Origin of the sequence: Micromonospora sp. WMMD730, from assembly GCF_049178955.1 — a bacterium.
Lineage (GTDB): Bacteria > Actinomycetota > Actinomycetes > Mycobacteriales > Micromonosporaceae > Micromonospora > Micromonospora wenchangensis.
The window spans coordinates 2,908,820-2,929,137 of record NZ_JBMHML010000002.1 but is presented as its reverse complement, the minus strand read 5'-3'; the positions used below and the strand labels follow the sequence as shown (position 1 = coordinate 2,929,137).

The 20,318-nt window shown below is 73.9% G+C and carries 22 protein-coding genes; 10 read left to right on the top strand and 12 right to left on the bottom strand.

Going from position 1 to position 20,318, the window contains the following annotated elements:
- Nucleotides 1-23: 23 nt before the first annotated feature.
- On the top strand, nt 24-1,133 hold the full coding sequence (locus ACN265_RS12800) for a DICT sensory domain-containing protein (protein ID WP_357930246.1): 1,110 nt from the start codon (nt 24-26) through the stop codon (nt 1,131-1,133).
- An 18-nt stretch (nt 1,134-1,151) separates the two neighbouring features.
- Complete coding sequence (locus tag ACN265_RS12795; RefSeq protein WP_421407648.1) at nt 1,152-1,868, top strand: helical backbone metal receptor; 717 nt, start codon at nt 1,152-1,154, stop codon at nt 1,866-1,868.
- Nucleotides 1,869-1,898: 30 nt separating this feature from the next.
- Here the strand turns inward: ACN265_RS12795 and ACN265_RS12790 are convergent, their stop codons facing one another.
- Complete coding sequence (locus ACN265_RS12790; protein ID WP_377686637.1) at nt 1,899-2,588, bottom strand: CBS domain-containing protein; 690 nt, start codon at nt 2,586-2,588, stop codon at nt 1,899-1,901.
- A gap of 226 nt (nt 2,589-2,814) precedes the next feature.
- Here ACN265_RS12790 and ACN265_RS12785 point away from each other — a divergent pair, with 226 nt between their 5' ends.
- The gene (locus tag ACN265_RS12785; protein WP_204922889.1) at nt 2,815-3,381 is read left to right on the top strand and encodes a DoxX family membrane protein; all 567 of its coding nucleotides are present in this window, start codon (nt 2,815-2,817) and stop codon (nt 3,379-3,381) included.
- Between the two features lie 236 nt (nt 3,382-3,617).
- Nucleotides 3,618-4,001: an FKBP-type peptidyl-prolyl cis-trans isomerase gene (locus ACN265_RS12780; RefSeq protein WP_088646491.1), complete on the top strand. Its 384-nt coding sequence runs from the start codon at nt 3,618-3,620 to the stop codon at nt 3,999-4,001.
- A gap of 189 nt (nt 4,002-4,190) precedes the next feature.
- On the opposite strand, the gene ACN265_RS12775 is transcribed toward ACN265_RS12780, so the two are convergent.
- From ACN265_RS12775 to pdhA, 6 genes are all read right to left on the bottom strand, one after another.
- Entirely contained in the window at nt 4,191-4,559 is a 369-nt protein-coding gene (locus ACN265_RS12775) for an STAS domain-containing protein (RefSeq protein WP_421407644.1), read from the bottom strand.
- Nucleotides 4,560-4,735: 176 nt separating this feature from the next.
- The gene (locus ACN265_RS12770) at nt 4,736-6,013 is read right to left on the bottom strand and encodes an Ig-like domain-containing protein (protein WP_421407642.1); all 1,278 of its coding nucleotides are present in this window, start codon (nt 6,011-6,013) and stop codon (nt 4,736-4,738) included.
- Nucleotides 6,014-6,188: 175 nt separating this feature from the next.
- On the bottom strand, nt 6,189-7,868 hold the full coding sequence (locus ACN265_RS12765; protein WP_421407640.1) for a right-handed parallel beta-helix repeat-containing protein: 1,680 nt from the start codon (nt 7,866-7,868) through the stop codon (nt 6,189-6,191).
- Between the two features lie 234 nt (nt 7,869-8,102).
- Nucleotides 8,103-9,587, bottom strand: a complete 1,485-nt coding sequence (locus ACN265_RS12760) for a dihydrolipoamide acetyltransferase family protein (RefSeq protein ID WP_421407637.1) — start codon at nt 9,585-9,587, stop codon at nt 8,103-8,105.
- Nucleotides 9,584-10,600, bottom strand: a complete 1,017-nt coding sequence (locus tag ACN265_RS12755; protein ID WP_088647627.1) for an alpha-ketoacid dehydrogenase subunit beta — start codon at nt 10,598-10,600, stop codon at nt 9,584-9,586. Before ACN265_RS12755 ends, ACN265_RS12760 begins: the two co-directional genes overlap by 4 nt.
- Entirely contained in the window at nt 10,600-11,799 is a 1,200-nt protein-coding gene (gene pdhA / locus ACN265_RS12750; protein WP_421411474.1) for a pyruvate dehydrogenase (acetyl-transferring) E1 component subunit alpha, read from the bottom strand. The genes ACN265_RS12755 and pdhA overlap by 1 nt, the downstream gene beginning before the upstream one ends.
- A gap of 72 nt (nt 11,800-11,871) precedes the next feature.
- On the opposite strand from pdhA, the gene ACN265_RS12745 reads away from it, so the two are divergent.
- Nucleotides 11,872-12,378, top strand: a complete 507-nt coding sequence (locus ACN265_RS12745) for an Lrp/AsnC family transcriptional regulator (RefSeq protein WP_219462394.1) — start codon at nt 11,872-11,874, stop codon at nt 12,376-12,378.
- Between the two features lie 21 nt (nt 12,379-12,399).
- Here the strand turns inward: ACN265_RS12745 and ACN265_RS12740 are convergent, their stop codons facing one another.
- Together ACN265_RS12740 and ACN265_RS12735 are read right to left on the bottom strand one after the other, a co-directional pair.
- Nucleotides 12,400-13,371, bottom strand: coding sequence for a DNA polymerase domain-containing protein (locus ACN265_RS12740; RefSeq protein WP_421407635.1), 972 nt, complete (start codon nt 13,369-13,371; stop codon nt 12,400-12,402).
- Between the two features lie 68 nt (nt 13,372-13,439).
- On the bottom strand, nt 13,440-13,676 hold the full coding sequence (locus ACN265_RS12735; protein ID WP_204922898.1) for a winged helix-turn-helix domain-containing protein: 237 nt from the start codon (nt 13,674-13,676) through the stop codon (nt 13,440-13,442).
- Nucleotides 13,677-14,071: 395 nt separating this feature from the next.
- Here ACN265_RS12735 and ACN265_RS12730 point away from each other — a divergent pair, with 395 nt between their 5' ends.
- Nucleotides 14,072-14,692 carry an L-threonylcarbamoyladenylate synthase gene (locus ACN265_RS12730; RefSeq protein ID WP_204922899.1) on the top strand — a complete coding sequence of 207 codons (621 nt, stop codon included), beginning with the start codon at nt 14,072-14,074 and terminating at the stop codon, nt 14,690-14,692.
- A gap of 10 nt (nt 14,693-14,702) precedes the next feature.
- On the opposite strand, the gene ACN265_RS12725 is transcribed toward ACN265_RS12730, so the two are convergent.
- Nucleotides 14,703-15,248 (bottom strand): hypothetical protein, encoded by a 546-nt coding sequence (locus ACN265_RS12725; RefSeq protein WP_377685970.1) that lies wholly within the window; start codon nt 15,246-15,248, stop codon nt 14,703-14,705.
- 327 nt (nt 15,249-15,575) lie between these two features.
- Between ACN265_RS12725 and ACN265_RS12720 the strand changes: the two genes are divergently transcribed.
- The 3 genes from ACN265_RS12720 to ACN265_RS12710 all read left to right on the top strand — a co-directional run bounded on the left by ACN265_RS12720 (nt 15,576) and on the right by ACN265_RS12710 (nt 17,750).
- On the top strand, nt 15,576-16,307 hold the full coding sequence (locus ACN265_RS12720) for a histidine phosphatase family protein (RefSeq protein ID WP_421407631.1): 732 nt from the start codon (nt 15,576-15,578) through the stop codon (nt 16,305-16,307).
- Nucleotides 16,291-17,160 carry an NAD(P)H-hydrate dehydratase gene (locus ACN265_RS12715; protein WP_421407629.1) on the top strand — a complete coding sequence of 290 codons (870 nt, stop codon included), beginning with the start codon at nt 16,291-16,293 and terminating at the stop codon, nt 17,158-17,160. Before ACN265_RS12720 ends, ACN265_RS12715 begins: the two co-directional genes overlap by 17 nt.
- An 89-nt stretch (nt 17,161-17,249) precedes the next feature.
- Nucleotides 17,250-17,750, top strand: a complete 501-nt coding sequence (locus ACN265_RS12710) for a hemerythrin domain-containing protein (RefSeq protein ID WP_204922903.1) — start codon at nt 17,250-17,252, stop codon at nt 17,748-17,750.
- Nucleotides 17,751-17,852: 102 nt separating this feature from the next.
- Here ACN265_RS12710 and ACN265_RS12705 read toward each other — a convergent pair whose 3' ends face one another.
- Nucleotides 17,853-18,278, bottom strand: coding sequence for a winged helix-turn-helix transcriptional regulator (locus ACN265_RS12705; protein ID WP_421407626.1), 426 nt, complete (start codon nt 18,276-18,278; stop codon nt 17,853-17,855).
- A 109-nt stretch (nt 18,279-18,387) separates the two neighbouring features.
- Here ACN265_RS12705 and ACN265_RS12700 point away from each other — a divergent pair, with 109 nt between their 5' ends.
- Entirely contained in the window at nt 18,388-19,203 is an 816-nt protein-coding gene (locus tag ACN265_RS12700; RefSeq protein WP_421407623.1) for an SDR family NAD(P)-dependent oxidoreductase, read from the top strand.
- Nucleotides 19,204-19,212: 9 nt separating this feature from the next.
- Here the strand turns inward: ACN265_RS12700 and ACN265_RS12695 are convergent, their stop codons facing one another.
- Complete coding sequence (locus ACN265_RS12695; protein ID WP_421407622.1) at nt 19,213-20,082, bottom strand: metallophosphoesterase family protein; 870 nt, start codon at nt 20,080-20,082, stop codon at nt 19,213-19,215.
- Nucleotides 20,083-20,318 lie beyond the last annotated feature (236 nt).

Here is a 20,318-nt window from a genome sequence, read left to right as displayed (position 1 = left end):
GGCGCGATCTCTACGCTCACGGGGTGCTGCACGACGGACCGGCCCCGGAACTGTTGACCAAGCGGAGTCTCGTCACGGTCTCCCACGCCATCGAGCGGTCGGCGCTGGCCACCGCCGAGGACGGCCCGCTGGTGGTGATCGCCCTGTTCCAGCGGATGCCGTACTTCCTGCGGGAGCGGGAACGCTATGCCCGGATCGCGGCCGGCGCGACGGTCACCGTGGTCGGGTCGGTCGGGCAGACACCGCCGGAGCTGCCCGCCGGGGTGTACCCGGTGACGCTCGACGACACCGAGGAACTGGCCCGCGAGTGGAGCGTGGTGGCGCTGACCCCCCGGTTCGGGGCGAGCCTGGTGGCCCGGGACCGCCGGGAGGCGGTGCCGGCCGACACCCTGGAACAGGGGCGGCTCTTCGCCGGCCGCTGGGGCTTCCGCCGCGACGAGGCGTTGCACGAGGTGATCCGGCTGCGCACCCAGCTCGGCGACCGGCTCCCCCCGGTCGCGCTGACCGCGATCGACCAGGTGCTGCACCGGGTCCGGGACCTACCGGCGACCCCCGGGGAGAGCCGGGCCGAGGCGGCGTTGCGGCTGATGGCCGACCGGGCCGAGCGCGCCCACCGTGGCGGGCCGGGCCGGCACGCCGAGCCGGTGGACGGCCCGCCGGGGCTGGTGGACGAGCCGGCACTGCGCCACTGGACCGGGATGGACGGGGTGACCGCCGCCGGCACCCTGCCGGTGGCCCTGATCGGGGTGCGCGTCGGTGAGCCGGCCGGCGCCCCGGAACGGTTCGGGCGACGCAGCGCCGCCCGCGAGGCGCAGGCCGTGATCGCCGCGCTGACCGCCCCGCTGCGCCCGGTCGACCGGGCCGTGCGCCTCACCGCCGACGAGTACCTGCTGGTACTGCCGGCGTTGACCCGCGACGAGGCGTTGGCGGTGGCCGGTCAGGTGCACGACTGCGTGGCCGGGCTGGCCCGGTCGTACCCGTTCGTGTCCTTCGCGGTGCACACGGCGGTCACCGTGACCGACCGGCGGCCGTTGCCGGTGGCCGAGGTGCGGCACGCCGTCGGGTGGGCGGCCCGGGAGGGTGTCCCGGTGGCGACGGTGGCCCGGGAGACCGTCGCCAGCGCCGCCCACTGAGGACGGGAGGACGACGACGTGCGGGTGGTCTCGTTGGTGCCGTCGCTGACCGAGGCGGTGGCGGTGACCGTGCCGGAGCTGCTGGTCGGCGCGACCGACTGGTGCGTGCACCCGGCGGGGTTGGACGTGGCCCGGGTCGGCGGCAGCAAGTACCCCGACCTGGACCGGGTCCGGGCGCTGCGGCCGGACCTGGTGCTGCTCAACGTGGAGGAGAACCGCCGCGCCGACGCGGACGCGCTCACCGCGGCCGGGGTTCCGGTGCTGGTCACCTACCCCCGGACCGTGCCGCAGGCCCTCGACGAGCTGGCCGGGGTGCTTGCCGCGCTGGGGGTGACCGGGGAGCCGGGCTGGCTGCGCGACGCCCGCCGGGCCTGGGCCGCCCCCACCGGCACGGGCCCCGTGCGGCGGGCGGTGGTGCCGGTGTGGCGGCGGCCGTGGGTGGTGCTCGGCGGGGACACCTTCGCCGGGGACGTGCTGTGCCGGCTCGGCGTGGTCAACGTGTACGACGACGACCCGGACCGTTATCCGCGTCCCGACCTCGACGCGCTGCGGGCCCGCCGCCCCGATCTGGTGGTCCTCCCCGACGAGCCGTACGCGTTCACCGCCGACGACGGGCCGGACGCCTTCCCCGGCGTCCCCTGTGCGCTGGTCTCCGGCCGCCACCTCACCTGGTACGGCCCGTCGCTGGCCGAGGCGCCGGCCCTGCTCGCCGCCCAACTGGCCACCCCGGTCTGACCGTCCCCGGGCGGGCCCCGGCGTCGACGGTCAGGCCACCGGGGTGATCCCCCGCTCGGTCAGACCGGCGTCGTCCACGTCGTACCCGATGGTGCTGGTGACCTGGACCACGCCGCTGACCTGGCCGGCGAGTTTCTCCGCCAGCTCGGCGGCGGTCCGCCGGTCCAGCCGGCCGTCCAACCGCACCGCGCCGTCGCGGACCTGCACGGTGACCAGCCCGTCCCGCACGGCGAGCACCCGGCGCAGCACCTCCTGCACCACGTCCTCACGGATCTCGGCGTCGGTGCGCAGGTGCACCCGCAGCAGGTCGCTGCGGGTGACGATGCCGACCAGCCGGCCCAGGTCGTCCAGGACGGGCAGCCGCTTGACCTCCTCCCGGTCCATCAGCCGGGCCGCCGCCGGCAGCGACGCACCCGGGAAGGTGGTGACGGCCGGGGCTGTCATCAGCTCCTTCGCCAGCAGCGCCCCGGCCTTCTCCCGGGACACCCGACGCCGCCGCCCGGTGAAGACCCGACGTTCCTCCTGCGCCCCGGAGTGCTCCACCTTGTGCAGCAGGTCCGCCTCGGACACCACCCCCAGCACCCGACGGAAGTCGTCCACCACCGGCACCGCGCTGATGCCCCGACGGATCAGCATGTCGACGATCACCCGGTACGGGGTCTCCTCCCCCACCGTGGCGACCTCCCGGGTCATCACGTCGTCCACCTGCCACGTCCTCATCACGACCTCCTCGCCCGGTTCTCCCGTCCGACGCTAGGACCGCGCCGACCGGCCGGGACAGGGGCGGGTGGACCGGTAGACCCGAGGCCGAAGGTCCCGTCCGGACGCCCGTACCAGGGGACTTAGGTCCCGTCCCGGCACGGACCGGTCGGCCCTGCCGGGACCGCGCCGACCGGCGTGGAATGTAACTGCCACCGGGAAGTGCGGTGCCAGGCAGAGAAGGGACGTGGAGACCATGACCGCGACGATCGAGCGGAACACCACCGCCAGGAACATCGCACCGGTGGCCGGAACCGAGACCACCCGCCAGCGGGCCGCCCGGTACGTCTGGGCCGGAACCCGGCTGGCCCTCGGCTGGATCTTCCTCTGGGCCTTCCTGGACAAGCTGTTCGGCCTCGGCCACGAGACCCCGGCGAAGAACGCCTGGATCAACGGCGGCAGCCCGACCAAGGGTTTCCTCGCCTTCGGCGCGAAGGGTCCGTTCCAGGGGATCTACCAGGACATCGCCGGAGCGGCCTGGGCCGACTGGCTGTTCATGATCGGCCTGGCCGGGATCGGGGTGGCCCTGCTGCTCGGCATCGGGATGCGGATCGCCGCCGTCGCCGGTGGCCTGCTCATGGTGCTGATGTGGACCGCCGTCCTGCCTCCCGAGAACAACCCCTTCATGGACGACCACCTGATCTACGCCGCAGTGCTCGCCGGCCTCGCCCTGGTCGGCGCGGGGAACACCCTCGGCCTCGGTCGGGTCTGGGCCACCCTCCCGCTGGTCCGCCGGTTCGGCTGGCTCAGGTGACAGGTCCCACCCGCCCGGGTGGTCGACCGACCGGCAGGGGCGCCACCGCCACGGTGGCGCCCCTGCCGCGTCCGCGTCCGGCCCCGTGGGCGGGATACGTGTACGGCGGCTACGGCCGGGCCGGGTCCCGCGACGCGCGGGGCCCGGTCGGTGGGGCCCGCGGCAGCCGACGCGCTCGCGATCGGGCAGGATCGACACCGTCCGGACGATCGGGTGACGACAGAGGAGAACAGCAGATGAACACGCCCCAGGCAGGCAAGCCGGAGATCGGCCCGATCGAGGGTGCGGCCCCGGCCGACCTGGTGATCGAGGACATCACCGTCGGGGAGGGCCCGGAGGCGCGTCCCGGCCAGCTCGCCAACGTGCACTACGTGGGGGTGTCCCACTCCACCGGCCGCGAGTTCGACGCGTCCTGGAACCGGGGCGAGGCGTTCGAGTTCCCGCTCGGCGGCGGTCAGGTCATCGCCGGCTGGGACCAGGGCGTGGTGGGGATGAAGGTCGGCGGTCGCCGTCGGCTCACCATCCCGCCGCACCTGGGCTACGGCAGCCGGGGCGCGGGCGGCGTGATCAAGCCGAACGAGACCCTGGTCTTCGTCGTCGACCTGCTCGGCGTGCGCTGACGCCGGTCGGGGTCGCCGGCACCGCCCGGCGGCCCCACCCGCCGGACTCCGTGGCGCGGCCCGGTCTCCGGGCCCCACGGCGCACGGCCCGGCCGCCGGACCCCGGTGCCGCCCTGGTCGCCCGACTCCGGTGCTGCCCCGGCGCCGGGCTCTGCGGTGCCGCCCCGGCGGTCGCCGGGGCATATGTGGTCAGGCGCAGGCGGCCAGCGGGCGGGGCAGGGCCCCGACCGGGGCGTCGCCGTGCCGGACGGCGATGACGCGGTGCAGGCCGCCGACCCGCAGCACCCGGGCGACCACCGGATCGGGGTCGACCACCACCAGCTCGCCGCCCCGGGCCCGGACCCTGAGGTGGGCGGCGACCAGCGCCCGCACCCCGGCGGCGGAGAGCACCTGGACCCCGGACAGGTCGAGCCGGAGCAGCGGGCGGGCCGGTGCGGCCCAGAGGGCGGCCCGGAACGCGCCCACGGTGGCGATGTCGATCTCACCGGCCGCGCGCACCTCGACCACGTCGTCGGCCACCCGCAGCCGCACGTGGAACCGCTCCTCTGCCTGCGTCATGCCCCGAATCTAGCCCCCACCTCTGACGTTTCCGCCCTGCCCAGGGCGGGTTTCGGGGTAGTCCCAGGGTCGCCCCGGAGCCGACCCCGAGTCCTTCTCAGGGTGGAGCCGGCCGGGCCCGACCGGCCGCGTGGTGGCCGAGCGGGCCCGGGTGGTTCCCGGCGGGTCGTCGTGGGTCAGCCGCCGCTGGCCGACGGCCCGGGGGCCGGCGACGAGCCACCGGCGACCGCCCCCGGGTGCGGCGCGCTCGTGGCGGGCGCCGGCTTCAACCCCGGCGGTACGGGCAGCGCGCTGCCCCGGGCGAACTCGGCCCAGCTCGTGTTCCAGGCGGTCCAGCCGTTACCCGGCCGCAGCGGCACCTCGGTGCCCTTCACGGTCACCAGGTCACCGACCTGGGTGATGCCCATCAGCCAGTCGGCGGCGGCCGAGGAGACGTTGGCGCAGCCGTGCGAGACGTTGGTGTAGCCCTGGTCCCCCTCCGACCAGGGGGCGGCGTGGATGAACTCGCCACCCCAGGTGAGGCGCTGGGCGTCCTCGACGTCGACCACGTAGCCGCCGTCGGGCTCGCCCCGGGTGTCGAAGCGGGTCTGCTGGTGCTTCTCCATGATCACCATCTTGCCGCTGGAACTCGGGGTGCTCGGCTTGCCGAGGCTGACCGGGATCCGGCGGACCAGCCTGCCGTCCTGGAAGACCGACATCTGCTTGGTGGCATTGTCGATGTCCAGCGCGACCTGCCGGCCGATCCTCGAGGTGGACCGCCGGTCGGCGTCACCGACGTACTCCTTGCCGATGGGCAGCCCCTCCAGTGCGGAGCGGACGCTGATCGTCGTCCCGGGACGCCAGAAGTCGGGGGCCCGGTAGTAGACCTGACTGCCGTCCTCCAGCCACGACCAGGTGCCCGGCTGGGGCGGATCGGTCTTCACGAACAATCGTCGCTGCACGACCGCCCTGGCCTCTTTCGGAATGGCCGGTTCGAACGCGACCGTCACCGGCATCGCGGTGCCGTACGTCTGGTTTCCGGCGAAATAGAGCACGCTGGTCAGCGCCTGCCGGTTCGTATTCGTCGGGGCCGTGGTGAACGTGGTGCGCCCGACGGTGGTCCGGCCCGCGTCGCCGGTCGCGGTGACCTCGGCGGTGTAGGTCCGGCCGCTGCCCAGCGGGGCCGCCGGCACCCAGCTCGACCCGTCCTCCCGCGGCTCCCCGGCGACGGCCCCGCCCTTGTCGTCGGTGAGCTTGACGCTGGTCACCCGGCCGTTGCTCACGGTGGCGCCGACCTCCGCGCTGACCGGGACGTCCTTCGCCCGGTCAGCGGGGGTCACCGTCACCGTGGGGGCCGCCGCCGCACCGGGGGCCGCCCCGGCCGCCGGCTTCCGCTCGGCGGTGCACCCGCCGAGGACCAACGGTGTGGCTGCGATGGTCACCGCCATTAGCGTCAATCGCCGCCTCACGTCCATATTCCATCCCCCGTTTCCAGTCCCCTTGGCCACATTCTGTACAGCGTTTCTCGGGGCGGGTCGGGCTTTCCGGGGAACCGGGCGGGCGGGGCCGGGCTTATCGACCCCGGCGGGCGGCAGGCGGCCACGGTGCCGCCGATGTCCGGGATCGGCCGTGCCGGGACGCCCCGGGCGGTCAGTCCCAGTCCTGGTCACCGTGGTTACGGTGCCACCGCCCACCGACCGGCGGGGTGTCCAGCCGCAGGGCCGCCACCGCGTTGCCGGCCAGGTCGTTGTCCTCGACCCGGCAGCCGACGCAACTGCCCCGGGCCGTGATCCACATGCCGTGGGTCTGGGTGCGCTCGTCGTGGTTGTCCCAGATCCGGTTGCCGCGCACCGTCGCCGAGTCGAACGCCGCGTTGATCGCGATGCCGGCCCGGGTCGACGGCGCGGCCGGCAACTCGTACGCGGTGCCCGGCAGCGGGGTGTCCCCGCTCCACCCGCTGTAGGCGTCGGGACGTACCGGGGCGAGGTGCAGTTCGGTGGCGGTGTTGGTGGCGACCACGGCGACCCGCCGGCCGACCCGCAGCACCTTGCCCCGGTGGCTGTCCTGCGCCCAGGTCGCCGAGCGGTCGACCAGGGACCGCTCGGTGTACCGGACCGACTCGCCGCCGCCGTGGGACGCCTCGGCGCACCGCCGGCCGTTGTTGCGGATGCGGTTGTCGAGCAGCATCGCGTCGGTCATCGGGCGGTCCACCCGGATCGCGTCCAGGCCGTTGCCCCAGAACTCGTTGCTCTCCACCACCACGTCCTGCGCCGGATGCGGGTAGCCGCGACCCAGGTCGTGCTGGTGGTAGCCGTAACCGCCGTTGCCGCTGATCCGGTTGCCCCGCACCGTGTACGGGCCCGGGGTGTTACCCATGCTGATCCCGTCGCCCACGTTGCCGTCGATGACGCAGTCGGTGAGCAGCCCACCCCGGCCGGCGACGCCCGAGGTGCCGTTGCCCGACACGTCGTAGCCGGCCTCCAGGTTGCCGGTCATCGTGCAGCCGGTGACGATCAGCCCGTCGGCGCCCCAGTCCGAGATGCCGAACCGGTTGCCCTGACTGTGGCAGCCGACGATCCGGTAGCCGCGCGGCGGCGTCCAGTAGTCCTTCTGGAGTTCCAGGAAGATGCCGTTGGTGCCGTTGGCCAGGGCGGTGCAGTTGGCGATGGTGAGCCGTTCCATGTCGCCCCAGCCGCCGATGCCGATGCCGATGCCCGCGCCGCCCATCTGCTCGCCGTTGTCCAGCCGGCCGCAGCCGACCACCACCACCCCGTCGACCAGGGTGTCCTGGAGGAAGTCGCAGCCCAGGCCGCTGGCCGCCGTGTGGTGGATGTAGAGGTTGCGGAACACCCCGCGCACGACGTACTGCAACCCGAGGCCCTTGGCCAGGTAGTTGTACTCGGCCATGGCCACCCCGGAGCCGTCGATCTCGAAGTCGGCGAAGGTGCAGTCGGCGATGTGCCGGTCCCGGTCCGCGCCGTGCTGCAGCACCGTCCAGAACGCCAACGGCGTCGGGTCGCTGCGGTTGCCCTCGTTGCTGAGCAGGAACCGGGTGGCGGCCGGGCCGGCGCCGATCAGCGACACCCCGCTGCGCCACACCGTGCCGGCGTCGCGGATGGAGTAGATGCCCGGCGGGCACCAGATCACCCGGGCCCGGCCGTCGGCCGCGTAGCCGTCACCGAGCCGGTCCACCAGGGCCGCCAGCGCGGGTTGGTCGTTGGTCACCCCGTCGCCGGTCAACCCGTAGTCGTGGGCGTTGCACCACAGCGGCGCCCCGGCGACGGGGGGACGGCGGTCCCGCACGGCGACGGGCAGACCCTGGTACGGCACGGGTGGCTCCTCTCGGCGGTGCGTCCACGACCGACACGGCAGGGCCGCGACCGGGCGTACGCAGTGCGGTGCGCGCCCACCGGAGGTACGGCGCGTCCGTGACCCGCGCCGGATTCCCGGCCCGCCGACCGGAAAACACCCGCCGACCGGTCGTCCCACCCGAACCGGACGAACACCCGCCAGCGCGACGGAGCCGGCCACCCCGCCCAGGGTGACCGGCTCCGGGCGTACCGCTCAGACGTTCGCCACCAGCAGCGCCGGCTGTTCGACGCAGTCGGCGACGTGCCGCAGGAACCCGCCGGCCACCCCGCCGTCGCAGACCCGATGGTCGAAGGTGAGGCTGAGCTGGGTCACCTTGCGGACCGCCAACTGCCCGTCGACCACCCACGGCTTGTCCACGATCCGCCCCACCCCGAGCAGCGCCGCCTCCGGGTGGTTGATGATCGGGGTGGAACCGTCCACCCCGAACACGCCGTAGTTGTTGAGGGTGAAGGTGCCGCCGGTGAGCCGGGCCGGCGGCAGGGTGCCGGCACGGGCCTCGGCGGTGGTCTGCGCCAGGGCGGCGGCCAACTCCCGGGTGGTCAGCCGCTGGGCGTCGCGCAGCACCGGCACGAGCAGGCCCCGGTCGGTCTGCGCGGCGATGCCCAGGTGCACCCCGGCCGACTGGACGATGCGCTGCCCCTCGGTGTCGACGTGCGCGTTGAGCTGCGGGAACCGGCGCAGGCCGCTGAGGCAGATCCGGGCCAGCAGGGCCAGCACGCTGACCGGGGCGTCCGGGGTGGCCGCGTTGATCGCCGCCCGGGTGGCCAGCAACGCGGTGGCGTCCGCGTCCACCCAGATGGTGACCTCGGGGATCTCCCGACGGCTGCGGGAGAGCTTGTCGGCGATCACCCGGCGGATGCCGGTCAGCGGGATGACCACGTCGGACGCGTCGGCGGGGACCGGCCCGCCGTGCGCCGCCGGGGCCGGGTCCGCGACGGGCCGGCCCGGTTCGTCGGTGTGCCGCCGCGGCGCGGTGGTCAGGGCGGCCTCCACGTCGCTGCGGCGGATCACGCCGCCGGGGCCGGTGCCCCGCAGCCCGGCCAGGTCGACCCCGTGCTCGCGGGCGAGCCGGCGCACGATCGGCGAGATGACCAGGGGGGCCGTCCCGCCGGCCGGCACGGTGCCGCCGCCGGCCGGCGGGACGACGCCGTCGGTGGACACCCCGGTGGCCGGGGCGTCCGTCCCCGCGCCGGCCGGGACCCTCGGCGCGGACGACGGGCCGACGGTGCCAACGGGGACGGACCCGACGGCCGGCTCCGCGACGGGCGCGGCGGCCGGCTCGGGGGCCACGGTCAGCCGGGGGCGTCGCCGCCGCCGGGTGCCGCCGTGGCCGGTGCCGTACCCGATCAGGACGTTGCCGGAGCCGGCCCGCTCCTCCTCGCGGTAGGTGGCGTGCCCGGCGGGTTCGTCGCCGCCGTCGGCCGGCGCGACGGTGATCAGCGGCTGGCCGACCGGGCGCGTCTCACCGGCCGCGCCGTGCAGGGCGACCACCCGCCCGGCGTACGGGCAGGGCACGTCGACCACGGCCTTGGCGGTCTCCACCTCCACCACGCTCTGGTCCACGGTGACCACGTCACCGACGGCGACCTTCCACTCGACGATCTCGGCCTCGCTCAGCCCCTCACCGAGGTCGGGCAGGAGGAACACCCGGGTGCCGGTGGCGGTGCGGGCGCTCACGCCGCGCTCCCCTGCACCAGCCAGCGCGGATCGGGCCGGTCGTCCCACTGCAGGCGGGCCACGGTGTCGAGCACCCGGTCCACCCCGGGCAGGTGGGTGTGCTCCAGCATCGGCGCCGGGTAGGGGATGTCCAGCCCGGCGACCCGCAGCACCGGGGCGTGCAGGGCGTGGAAGCAGCGCTCCTGCACCCGGGCGGCGATCTCCGCGCCGACCCCGGCGAAGCCCTGCGCCTCGGTGATCACCACGCACCTGCCGGTACGGCGCACCGAGGCGGTGACGGTGGCGTCGTCGAACGGCACGATGGTGCGTACGTCGACGACCTCCAGGTCCCAGCCGTCCTCCCGGGCGGCCTCGGCGGCCTCCAGCGCCACCGGCACCGCCGGGCCGTACGCGACCAGGGTGGCGTCGGTGCCGGGCCGGCGCACCACGGCCCGGCCGAACGGGGCGGTCCGGGCCGGCAGCGCGGCCTCGCCGCTGGCGAAGTAGAGCTTCTTCGGCTCCAGGAACACCACCGGGTCCGGGTCGGCGATGGCCTCCCGCAGCAGCGAGTACGCGTCCTCGACCGTCGCCGGGGTGACCACCTTCAGCCCGGGGGTGTGCGCGTAGTACGCCTCCGACGAGTCGCAGTGGTGCTCGACCCCGCCGATGCCGCCCGCGTACGGCACCCGGATGACCATCGGCACGCTCAGCGCGCCCCGGGTGCGGTTGCGCAGCTTCGCCACGTGCGAGGCGATCTGCTCGAACGCCGGGTAGGCGAACGCGTCGAACTGCATCTCGACCACCGGCCGCAGCCCGGACATGGCCAGGCCGACGGCGAAGCCGACGATGCCGGCCTCGGCGAGCGGGGTGTCGAAGCAGCGCTTGTCACCGAACCGGGCCTGCAACCCGTCGGTGATCCGGAAGACCCCGCCGAGCTGCCCGACGTCCTCGCCGAAGACGAGCACCCGCTCGTCGTCGAGCATCGCGTCGGCGAGTGCCGCGTTGAGCGCCTTCGCCATGGTCATGGTGGCCATCAGGCGTCCCCCTCCGCGTCGGCGGCCAGCTCGGCCCGGACCATCTCCCGCTGCTCGACCAGTTGCGGGGTCGGCTCGGCGTAGACGTGCTCGAACAGGCTCAGCGGGTCGACGGTCGGCTGGGCGTGCATCCGCTCCCGCAGGTCGGCGGCGTACGCCTCGGCCTCGGCGGCGATCTGCGTGACCGCCGCGTCGTCCAGCTCGCCCCGGCTGCGCAGGTACGCCTCCAGCCGGGCCACCGGGTCGCGGTCCCGCCACGCCTCGACCTCGTCGGGGTCCCGGTAGCGGGTGGCGTCGTCGGCGTTGGTGTGCGCCTCCATCCGGTAGGTGTGCGCCTCCACCAGGTACGGCCCGTGCCCGGCGCGGGCGTGCGCCACCGCCCGGGTGAGCACCGCCAGGACGGCCACCGGGTCGTTGCCGTCGACCTGCTCGCTGGGCACCCCGTAGCCGACGCCCTTGTAGGCCAGGCTCGGCGCGGCCGTCTGCCGGGACAGCGGGACGCTGATCGCGTACTTGTTGTTCTGCACGAAGTAGACGACGGGGGCCTTGAACACGGCGGCGAAGTTGAGCCCCTCGTGGAAGTCGCCCTCGCTGGTCGCGCCGTCGCCGATGAAGGCCAGCGCGACGGTGTCCCGCCCCTGGTAGGACTCGCCGTAGGCCAGGCCGGCGGCGTGCACGCACTGGGTCGCCAGCGGGGTGCACTGCGGCGCGGTGCGGACCACCGTCGGGTCGTACCCGCAGTGCCAGTCGCCGCGCAGCAGGGTGAGCACCTCGACCGGGTCGATGCCCCGGGCGGTCAGCGCCATCGACTCCCGGTAGGTGGGGAACACCCAGTCGTCGTCGCGCAGCGCGAGCACCGCGCCGACCTGGCACGCCTCCTGGCCGCGCGAGGACGGGTAGACGGCGAGCCGGCCCTGCTTGGTCAGGGCGGTGGACTGCGCGTCGAAGCGCCGGCCGACGACCATCCGCCGGTACATCTCGCGCAGCGTCTCGACCGGCGGTTCGGGCAGGTCGGCGCGGGGTGGCAGCGGCGTGCCGTCGGGGGCGAGCAGCCGGACCGGCTCGGTCTGCGGGAGCAGGCCGGCGGTGGGGTCGGGGGCGACCGGGGTGGCCGGTCGACGGGTACGCGGGGATGCCCTGCGGACCGCCTGGGGTGTGGTCGTCACGGCGGGGACCTCCTGGACGTGTGGTGGCCCTATGCTCCAGCCGTTGGATGATTGACTCAACATTCCCGGTGAACGCGGGACGATTGGCCTACCGAGGAGTATCTGATGAGCCAGCAGACCACCCCGCCACCGGGCCCACCGGGCGCAACGGGACGTTCGGTCACGCCGCTGGACGAGGTGGACCGACGGGTCCTCGACGAGCTGACCCGGGACGGCCGGCTGTCCATGCGTACCCTCGCCGAGCGGGTGCACGTGTCGCGCACCAACGCGTACGCCCGGGTGGAGCGGTTGCTGCGCGACGGGGTGATCACCGGGTTCCGGGCCCGGGTGGCACCGGAGCCCGCCGGGCTGGGCACCTCGGCGTACATCTCGTTGACCATCCAGCAGAACACCTGGCGGGAGGTGTCGGCGGAGCTGGCCCGGGTGCGCTACATCGAGCACGTGGCGCTGCTCAGCGGGGAACACGACGTGTTGGCGTTGGTCCGCGCACCCGACAACGCCACCCTGCGCGACGTGGTGCTCAGCCGGGTGCAGGGCATAGCCGGGGTGCTGTCCACCCGCACCTGGCTGGTCTTCGACGAGTTCGACGGGGCCGGCAGCCCCTGGGCCTGAGTGACGGCCCGGCGTGGTCGGTCAGCGCTCCGGTGGGGCGGCCAGGCCGGCGCGGTCGGCCAGCGCCAGCAGCGGCTCCAGCGAGAAGCGGTCGCCGTCCAGGCCGGCGTGCGGGTCGCCACGCTCGGCGAACCGGGCCGGCATGCTCAGCACGTCGAAGTCCTCCGGGCGGACGTCGTCCAGCTCCGCCCAGTCCAGCGGGGCCGACACCAGCGCCGCCGGGGTGGGCCGGATCGAGTACGCCGACGTCACCGTGTGGTCGCGGGCCATCTGGTTGTAGTCGATGAAGACCGGCCGGTCGCGCTGCTCCCGCCACCAGGTGGTGGTGACCAGGTCGGGCAGCCGACGCCCCAACTCGTGACCGAGGGCGAGCACCGCGCGCCGGCACTCCCCGAAGCTCCACCGGGGCTCGATGGACAGGTAGACGTGCAGGCCACGCCCGCCGGTGGTCTTGGGGTAGCCGACCATGCCCAGCTCGGCGAGGAAGGCCCGGACCTCGTGCGCCACCGGCACCACCTGCTCGAAGCCGACCCCCGGCATCGGGTCCAGGTCGATCCGGAGCTGGTCGGGGCGCTCCACGTCGGCCGCCGTCACCGGCCACGGATGGAACCGCAGGGTGCCGAGATTGGCCGCCCAGATCACCACCGCCAGCTCGCCCGGCGCGACCTCGTCGGCGGTACGGCCACTGGGGAACGTGAGGTGTGCGGTGCGCACCCAGTCGGGAGCGCCGGCCGGGAGCCGCTTCTGGTAGAAGGCGTCACCCCGGTTGTCCTGCCGGGTGCCGATCTTCGCCCCCTCGAACACGCCGCGCGGCCAGCGCTCCAGCATCGTCGGGCGGTCCCGCAGGGCGCGCAGGATGCCGTCGCCGACGGCGAGGAAGTAGCCGACCACGTCCCGCTTGGTCAGCCCGCGCTCCGGAAAGTAGGGCTTGTCGGGGCTGGAGACGCGGACCAGCCGCTCCCCCACCTGGATCTCCTCGGCCGCCGTCGCCACGCTCACACGGTAACGGCCACCCCCGACACCCGGAGCCGGCTCACCCGATCGGAGCGATTCGCGGAGGACTACGCCTCGGGTTGCCCGACGTAGGTGCCGCGCTGCGGCACGGTGTAGACCAGCCCACGCTCGCGAAGCTCCGCGACGGCACGCCGGGCGGTCCCCCGGGCCACCCCGAACTCCTGCACGATCGCCGCTTCGCTCGGAATCGGCCGATGCGCCGCGAGGTCACCGTTGCTGATCCGACCAGCCAAGATGTTCGCCACCTGGCGGTAGACCGGCACGGGGCCGTCTGGATCGATCATGGCAAGAAACTAATCGAGCCAAGACGAGGCAGGTTCTTTAGATACGTCCCTAGACGTTCATGCTTGTACACCATTACCGTAAGTGGCAGCTCGTGACGATCAGTCATCTGGGCTGCCGGTAGCGGTCCGGGTACCTGATCGGGGATCGGTGCCTGGATCTGCCCGTACCCGGGAGGGGTCCCCCATGCCGATGGACGACGGACCGGTCACGCCCGCCCTGGTCATCTGGACCGCGCAGCGGGTGGTGGCACAGCACCACGAGACGCCGGACAGGCCACCACCCCCGCGCCGGTGCTTCCAGTGCAGCGAGGGCGGATGCCACATGTTGACCTGGGCGCGCGACGTGCTCCGGGCTCACCGGCGACCGCCGCCGCTCCCCCACTAGGCTCGCCGCCATGGCGATCTATCTCGACGTACACCCGGAGAACCCGCAGCCCCGGACGATCAGCCGGGTGGTCGACCTGCTGCGCGGCGACGGCCTGGTCGCCTACCCGACCGACTCGTGCTTCGCGCTCGGCTGCCAACTCGGCAACCGGGACGGTCTCGACCGGATCCGAGAGATCCGACACCTGGACAGCAAGCACCACTTCACCCTGGTGTGCCGGGACTTCGCCCAGCTCGGCCAGTTCGTGCACATCAACAACGCGGTGTTCCGGTCGCTGAAGGCGGCCACCCCGGGCAGCTACACCTTCATCCTGCCCGCCACCAAGGAGGTGCCGCGCCGGCTGCTGCACCCCAGGAAGAAGACCGTCGGGGTACGCATCCCCGACCACCCGGTCGCGCAGGCGCTGCTGGCGGCGCTGGGCGAGCCGTTGGTGTCCAGCACCCTGCTGCTGCCCGGGGAGACCGAACCGATGACCCAGGGCTGGGAGATCAAGGAACGGCTCGACCACGCGATCGACGCGGTGATCGACTCCGGCGAGTGCGGCACCCTGCCCACCACCGTGATCGACTTCTCCACCGACGAGCCGGAGATCGTCCGCTACGGCGCGGGCGACCCGGCCCGCTTCGAGTAGTCCCGTCCGGTCAGGGCGTACCGGGGCCCGTCGGCGGAAGCGGCAGCGGCTCCACGACCGGGTCGACGTCACGGGCGGAGTGGACGGGTGCCGGCCGGGCCGGGCCCGTCGCCCGGCTGTGCCGGCGACCCGCACCCGGCGGCCCTGCGTGCCGGGACACCTCGCAGGTGACCAGGTGGATCGGGGCCGGTGGCACGGCGAACCGCCCCGGACCCCAGCGCACCCAGAGGGCGACCCGGCCGGCGGCCGCCTCCGCCGCGAGCTTCTCCCAGGTACGCCGCCGGTCGGTGTGGTCGACCTCGATCACCACGGGCGGCCCGTCGCGACGGGCACACGCGACGTCCAGCACCGAGTGGCGGTCGGTCATCGGCGGGGGCAGCGGGAGCACGCTCGCCGCCCGACGGTAGGACCGCCAGCCCTGCTCGGCGGCCCAGGCCAGCACGGCGTCGATGATCCGTGCGGTCACCTCGTCGGCGCCCAGGTCGACGAATTCGAGCCGGTCCAGCCATGCGGTGAGCGATGCCGCCAACCGTTCGCCGTCCGCCCCACCGTCCACGCGGGCAGGGTACCCATCCCCCGGCGACGGTCCCTCCCCGGACCGACGATCACCCCACATGATCGACTCCACGTCGTCGATACAGCGGCATCCACCCGCCCGGATACCGCAACGTCGGCGACATCGCGAAGCACCCCACCCACCAGCCCCGCACCCGGGCCGACCGGCCGACCACGGCGGCGAGGGCCCGGGCCGGGGGCGGCATGATCGACTCCATGTCGCCGCACCAGCGGTATCCCGGGGTGTGGATACCGCTGGTGCGGTGACTGAGGGCGGCCGGGCCGGCGGCGGGGTTACCGGGGGTGGGGTGGGGGTAGGCATGGGGACATGGCGGAACTGGGGGCGCTGTGGATCGTCCGACACGGGGAGAGCACCGCGAACGTCGCCGCGTCGACGGCCGAGGCGGCCGGCGCCGAACTGATCGACCTGACCCACCGCGACGCCGACGTGCCACTGTCGGACACCGGTGAGGAGCAGGCGCGGGCGACCGCCCGATGGCTGGCCGGTCTGCCGGAGGGGCAGCGTCCCGACGTGGCGGTCGTCTCGCCGTACCTGCGGGCGGTGCGGACGGCGGAACTGGCGCTGGCCGGCACCGGGATCCCGGCCAGCGTCGACGAGCGGTTGCGCGACCGGGAACTGGGCATCCTCGACGGGTTGACCGGGCACGGGGTGGCCCGCCGGTTCCCCGACGAGGCGGCCCGGCGGCACCGGCTCGGCAAGTTCTACTACCGGCCGCCGGGCGGCGAATCCTGGACCGACGTGGCGTTGCGGCTGCGTACCCTCCTCGGTGACCTGCGCCGCGACCACCAGGGGCGGCGGGTGCTGCTGTTCGGGCACGACGCCCTGGTGTTCCTGCTGCGCTACCTGGTGGAGGGGCTTTCCGAGGCGGAGCTGATGGGGTTGACCCGGGAGCACGTGATCGCCAACTGCTCGGTGACCGGCTGGTCGGCCGACGCCACCGGCCGGCTCGTCCCGCAGACCTTCAACGACGTCACCCACCTGCACGCACACGGTGCACCACCCACCACGGAGGACGAGATCCATGCCGAACCGGTCTGACACCCGGGTCATCACCCCGGGACTGCTGCGCGACTGGGCACTGCCGGTGCCGACCGGCGGCAAGGATAACCGGGGCACCGTCCTGGTCGTCGGCGGTTCCCGGTTCACCCCGGGCGCGGTGCTGCTGGCCGGGGTGGCCGCGCTACGCGCCGGGGCCGGGGTGCTGCAACTGGCCGCCGCCGAGTCCACCGCCGCCGCGTTGAGCATCCAGGTGCCCGAGGCGATGGTGGTCGGCCTGCCGGAGACCGCCGACGGCGCGGTCGCCGGGGACCCGGGCGACCGGCTCGGAGAGCTGGTCGAGCAGGCCGACGTGGTCACCGTCGGGCCGGGCCTCAACGACATCGACCAGACCCGCGCGCTGCTGCACCTGGTGCTGTCGGCGGCCGGGCCGCACACCGCACTGGTCTTCGACGCGTACGCGCTGGGCGCGCTCAGCCACGAACCGGACCTGCTGGTCGGCGCGGACCGGAAGGTGGTGCTGACCCCGAACCTCACCGAGGCCCGGCACCTGCTCGGCCGCGACCCCGGCGACGACCTGGACGCCGAGTCCCGCGAACTGGCCCGCCGGTACGAGGCGGTGGTCTCCCTGTACGGCCACATCGCCACCCCCGACGGCCAGTGCTGGCGGGAGGAGAGCGGCGACGCCGGGCTGGGCACCTCGGGCAGCGGTGACGTGCGGGCGGGGCTGCTCGCCGGGCTGCTCTCCCGGGGCGCGGAACCCGCCCAGGCGGCCTGCTGGGCGGCGTGGGTGCACGCGGTGAGCGGGCAGCGGCTGGTGCCCCGGTTCGGCCGGATCGGATTCCTGGCCCGGGAACTGCTCGACGAGATCCCGCACACCATCGCCACCGTCTGAGCGTGTCGGACGTTCGCCGGCCGCGATCCGTTTGCGCAGTTCGTCCGGGGGTACCGGGATTGTCGTCAGCCGATCAAGGAGGTCTGCCGGTGTCCACCGACGCCATCGTCCTGCTCAAAGAGGACCACAAGGAGATGCGCCGTCTCTTCCGCGAGTTCGAGAAGGCGCAGGAGGGGCCGGTCAGCCGCCGCCGCACGCTGGTCGACGAGATCGTGGCCGCCCTCACCACCCACACCTACCTCGAGAACGAGGTGATGTACCCGGAGGTCCGCAAGCTCCTGCCGGACCTGGAGGACGACATCCTGGAGTCGTACGAGGAGCACCACGTCGCCGACGTGCTCTGCGCCGAACTGTCCGCGATGGACGCCTCCGACGACCACTTCGTCGCCAAGACCACGGTGCTGATCGAGAACGTCGAGCACCACATCGAGGAGGAGGAGCAGGAGTGGTTCCCGAAGGTGCGGGAGGCGCTCGGCCGCAACCCGCTCCAGGAGATCGGTGAGCGGATGATCGCGCTGCGCCCGGACGCCCCCCGCTCCCCCAGCGACCCGAAGGCGATCAAGAGCGCCCGGCACGCCACCACCGCCTGACCCGCCCGTTCGACCCGCACCGCGTCCGAGGGGCCCGACCGTCCGGTCGGGCCCCTCGGATGCGCGCGAGGATTGCTGCGGTTGCGCCCCGCGTGAGGCAGGTCAGCGCGGCCCGGACGACGTCGCGGCGGCGACCGGGTGTCGGGCGGCGGCAAGCTCGGGCCCGTGGCGGACCGCCCAGTCGGCGAGGCCGGACAACGGGCCGAGCAGGCTCAGCCCGAGCGGGGTGAGCCGGTACTCAACGCTGGGCGGGACGGTGGGATGGACCTCGCGCAGGACCAGGCCGGCCCCCTCCAGACCGCGCAGGGTGCGGGTCAGCATGCGTTGGCTGATCCCGCCGATGGCCCGGTGCAGCTCGTTGAACCGGTACGGCTGACGGCCCAACAGGACCAGCACCAGCATCGACCACTTGTCACTGAGCAGCCGCAGCAGCCCGGTGACCGGACAGCCGTCGTACTCGTCGGCCGGGACGGGCGTCGGCAGGACCGCCGCCACCAGGGAACGAACATCCGTGTTCGGTACGGACATGACACTGCCTTCTTCCGCTGTCGCCGGCCTCCGCCGAGGATTGTGCCGGTCGTGGTCCACGGTCGACGTCCGGTGCCGAACGGGGGCCACCGGGCGGGAAAGGGGTGGCATGCGGGTCATCGTCATCAGCGGCGGCACCGACGGCATGGGCCGGGCGACGCTGGAAGCCCGGATCCGCCGTGGCGACGAGGTCGTCGCCATCGGCAGCAACCCGGCGAAGGGGCGGGCCGTGCGGGCGCTCTCCGGCCGGGTGCACTTCCTCCGGGCGGATCTGCGCTCGGTGGCGCAGACCCGCCGGGTCATCGACACCATCAGGGGTCGGTGGCCGAGGGTGGACGCACTGGCCCTGTTCGCCAACCGGCAGTCGCCCCGACGGGTGCTCACCGACGAGGGCCTGGAGCAGACCTTCGCGCTGTACTACCTGAGCCGCTACCTGCTCAGCCACGGTCTGCGCGACCAGCTCGACGCCGCCGAGCGGCCCGTCATCGTCAACGTGGCGGGCGTCGGCACCACCAGGGGGTCGATCCACTGGGACGACCTCCAGCTCACCCGGAAGTACGGCATGGTCGACGCACAGTTACAGGCCGGCCGGGCGAACGACCTGCTCGGGGTGGACTTCGCGCAGCGGTCCGGCTCCCGGGCGCGGTACGTGCTCTACCACCCCGGCTTCACCCGCAGTGGCGACCTGTCCACCATGCCGCCGGTGGTCCGTGGGGTGATCCGGGCGGCGTCGGTCGTCGCCAGGCCGGTCGAGAAGTCGATCCGTCCCGTCGTGGAATGGATCGACGATCCACCGGCGGACGCCCTGACCGCCAGCGACCGGGGCAGACCCGTCCCGCTGTCGGCCACGACGCTCGACCCGGCCGCCGCCCGCCGCCTCGGCACGGTGACCGACGCGCTGCTCACCCGCCTGCACGCCGGCTGAGCCGGTGGCTCACCAGAGGGGCGCCGGCGCGCCGGTGGGCGCGGGCAGGATCTGCCGTACCCGCCCGGGGGGCACGCTGCGCTGACGCCACTCCCGGGGGTAGCCCACCGAGACCTCCTCGAACCGCACCCCGTCCTTCCAGGTGGTACGGGGGATGTGCAGGTGCCCGTAGACCACGGTGGTGGCGGCGAACCGGCGGTGCCAGTCGGCGGTCGCCTCCGTCCCGCACCACTGCGCGAAGATCGGATAGCGCAGCACCTCGGTCGGGTGGCGGTCCAGCGGCCAGTGGTTGACCAGCACGGTGGGCAGCTGCGGGTCGCGGGCGTCCAGGCGGCGGGCGGTCTCCGTCAGCCGGGCCGCACACCACTCCTGCCGGCTCGGGTACGGGTCGGGGTGCAGCATGAACTCGTCGGTGCAAACGATCCCGGTCCGGTATGCCTCGGCCAGCGCCGCCTCCCGGGTGTCGAAGCCCGGCGGTCGCCAGCTGTAGTCGTAGAGCAGGAACAGGGGTGCCACCAGCGCCGGGCCGCCCGACCCCCGCCACACCCGGTAGTCGTCCTCGGGGGTGACCACGCCCAGGTCCCGGCACCGCCGCACCAGCAGCTCGTAGCGGTCCACCCCGCGCAGGGTCACCGGGTCGGCCGGCGGGGTCCACAGTTCGTGGTTGCCCGGCGCCCAGATGACGGTGTCGAAGCGCCCGGCGAGCGTGCCGAGCGCCCACTCGATGTCGGCGACGGTGTCCGCCACGTCACCGGCGACGATCAGCCAGTCCCGTGGCGAGGCGGGCCGTAGCGCCTCGACCAGGGCACGATTCTCCTTGTACCCGACGTGCAGGTCGCTGATCGCGACCAGACTGCCCTCGGTGTCCTCCCCCAGCATCCGCCGATCGTACGCAGAAGGTCACCCGGCGCGGTGCGCGCGGGGAGCACCGTCGTCGTCAGTCGGCGGAGCCGGGGTCGGCCGTCCGACGGTGCTGCTCGGCCTCGATCCGGTCCGGCGTGAGGCGGGCCGCCGCCTCGACCTTGTTCTTCGCTGCCCGCATCGCCCCGGATCGGGCCGGCCGACCCGGCCCGCCGGAGGTGCTCCGGACGCCCCCGCCGGCCACCCGGTAGGAT

Coding starts and splice junctions, on each gene's coding strand:
- ACN265_RS12790 (WP_377686637.1), bottom strand. CDS start 2,588: ATGAGGACGTGGCAGGTGGACGACGTGATGACCCGGGAGGTCGCCACG.
- ACN265_RS12780 (WP_088646491.1), top strand. CDS start 3,618: ATGAACACGCCCCAGGCAGGCAAGCCGGAGATCGGCCCGATCGAGGGT.
- ACN265_RS12775 (WP_421407644.1), bottom strand. CDS start 4,559: ATGACGCAGGCAGAGGAGCGGTTCCACGTGCGGCTGCGGGTGGCCGAC.
- ACN265_RS12770 (WP_421407642.1), bottom strand. CDS start 6,013: ATGGACGTGAGGCGGCGATTGACGCTAATGGCGGTGACCATCGCAGCC.
- ACN265_RS12755 (WP_088647627.1), bottom strand. CDS start 10,600: ATGGCCACCATGACCATGGCGAAGGCGCTCAACGCGGCACTCGCCGAC.
- ACN265_RS12745 (WP_219462394.1), top strand. CDS start 11,872: ATGAGCCAGCAGACCACCCCGCCACCGGGCCCACCGGGCGCAACGGGA.
- ACN265_RS12735 (WP_204922898.1), bottom strand. CDS start 13,676: ATGATCGATCCAGACGGCCCCGTGCCGGTCTACCGCCAGGTGGCGAAC.
- ACN265_RS12730 (WP_204922899.1), top strand. CDS start 14,072: ATGGCGATCTATCTCGACGTACACCCGGAGAACCCGCAGCCCCGGACG.
- ACN265_RS12720 (WP_421407631.1), top strand. CDS start 15,576: ATGGCGGAACTGGGGGCGCTGTGGATCGTCCGACACGGGGAGAGCACC.
- ACN265_RS12715 (WP_421407629.1), top strand. CDS start 16,291: ATGCCGAACCGGTCTGACACCCGGGTCATCACCCCGGGACTGCTGCGC.
- ACN265_RS12705 (WP_421407626.1), bottom strand. CDS start 18,278: ATGTCCGTACCGAACACGGATGTTCGTTCCCTGGTGGCGGCGGTCCTG.
- ACN265_RS12700 (WP_421407623.1), top strand. CDS start 18,388: ATGCGGGTCATCGTCATCAGCGGCGGCACCGACGGCATGGGCCGGGCG.
- ACN265_RS12695 (WP_421407622.1), bottom strand. CDS start 20,082: ATGCTGGGGGAGGACACCGAGGGCAGTCTGGTCGCGATCAGCGACCTG.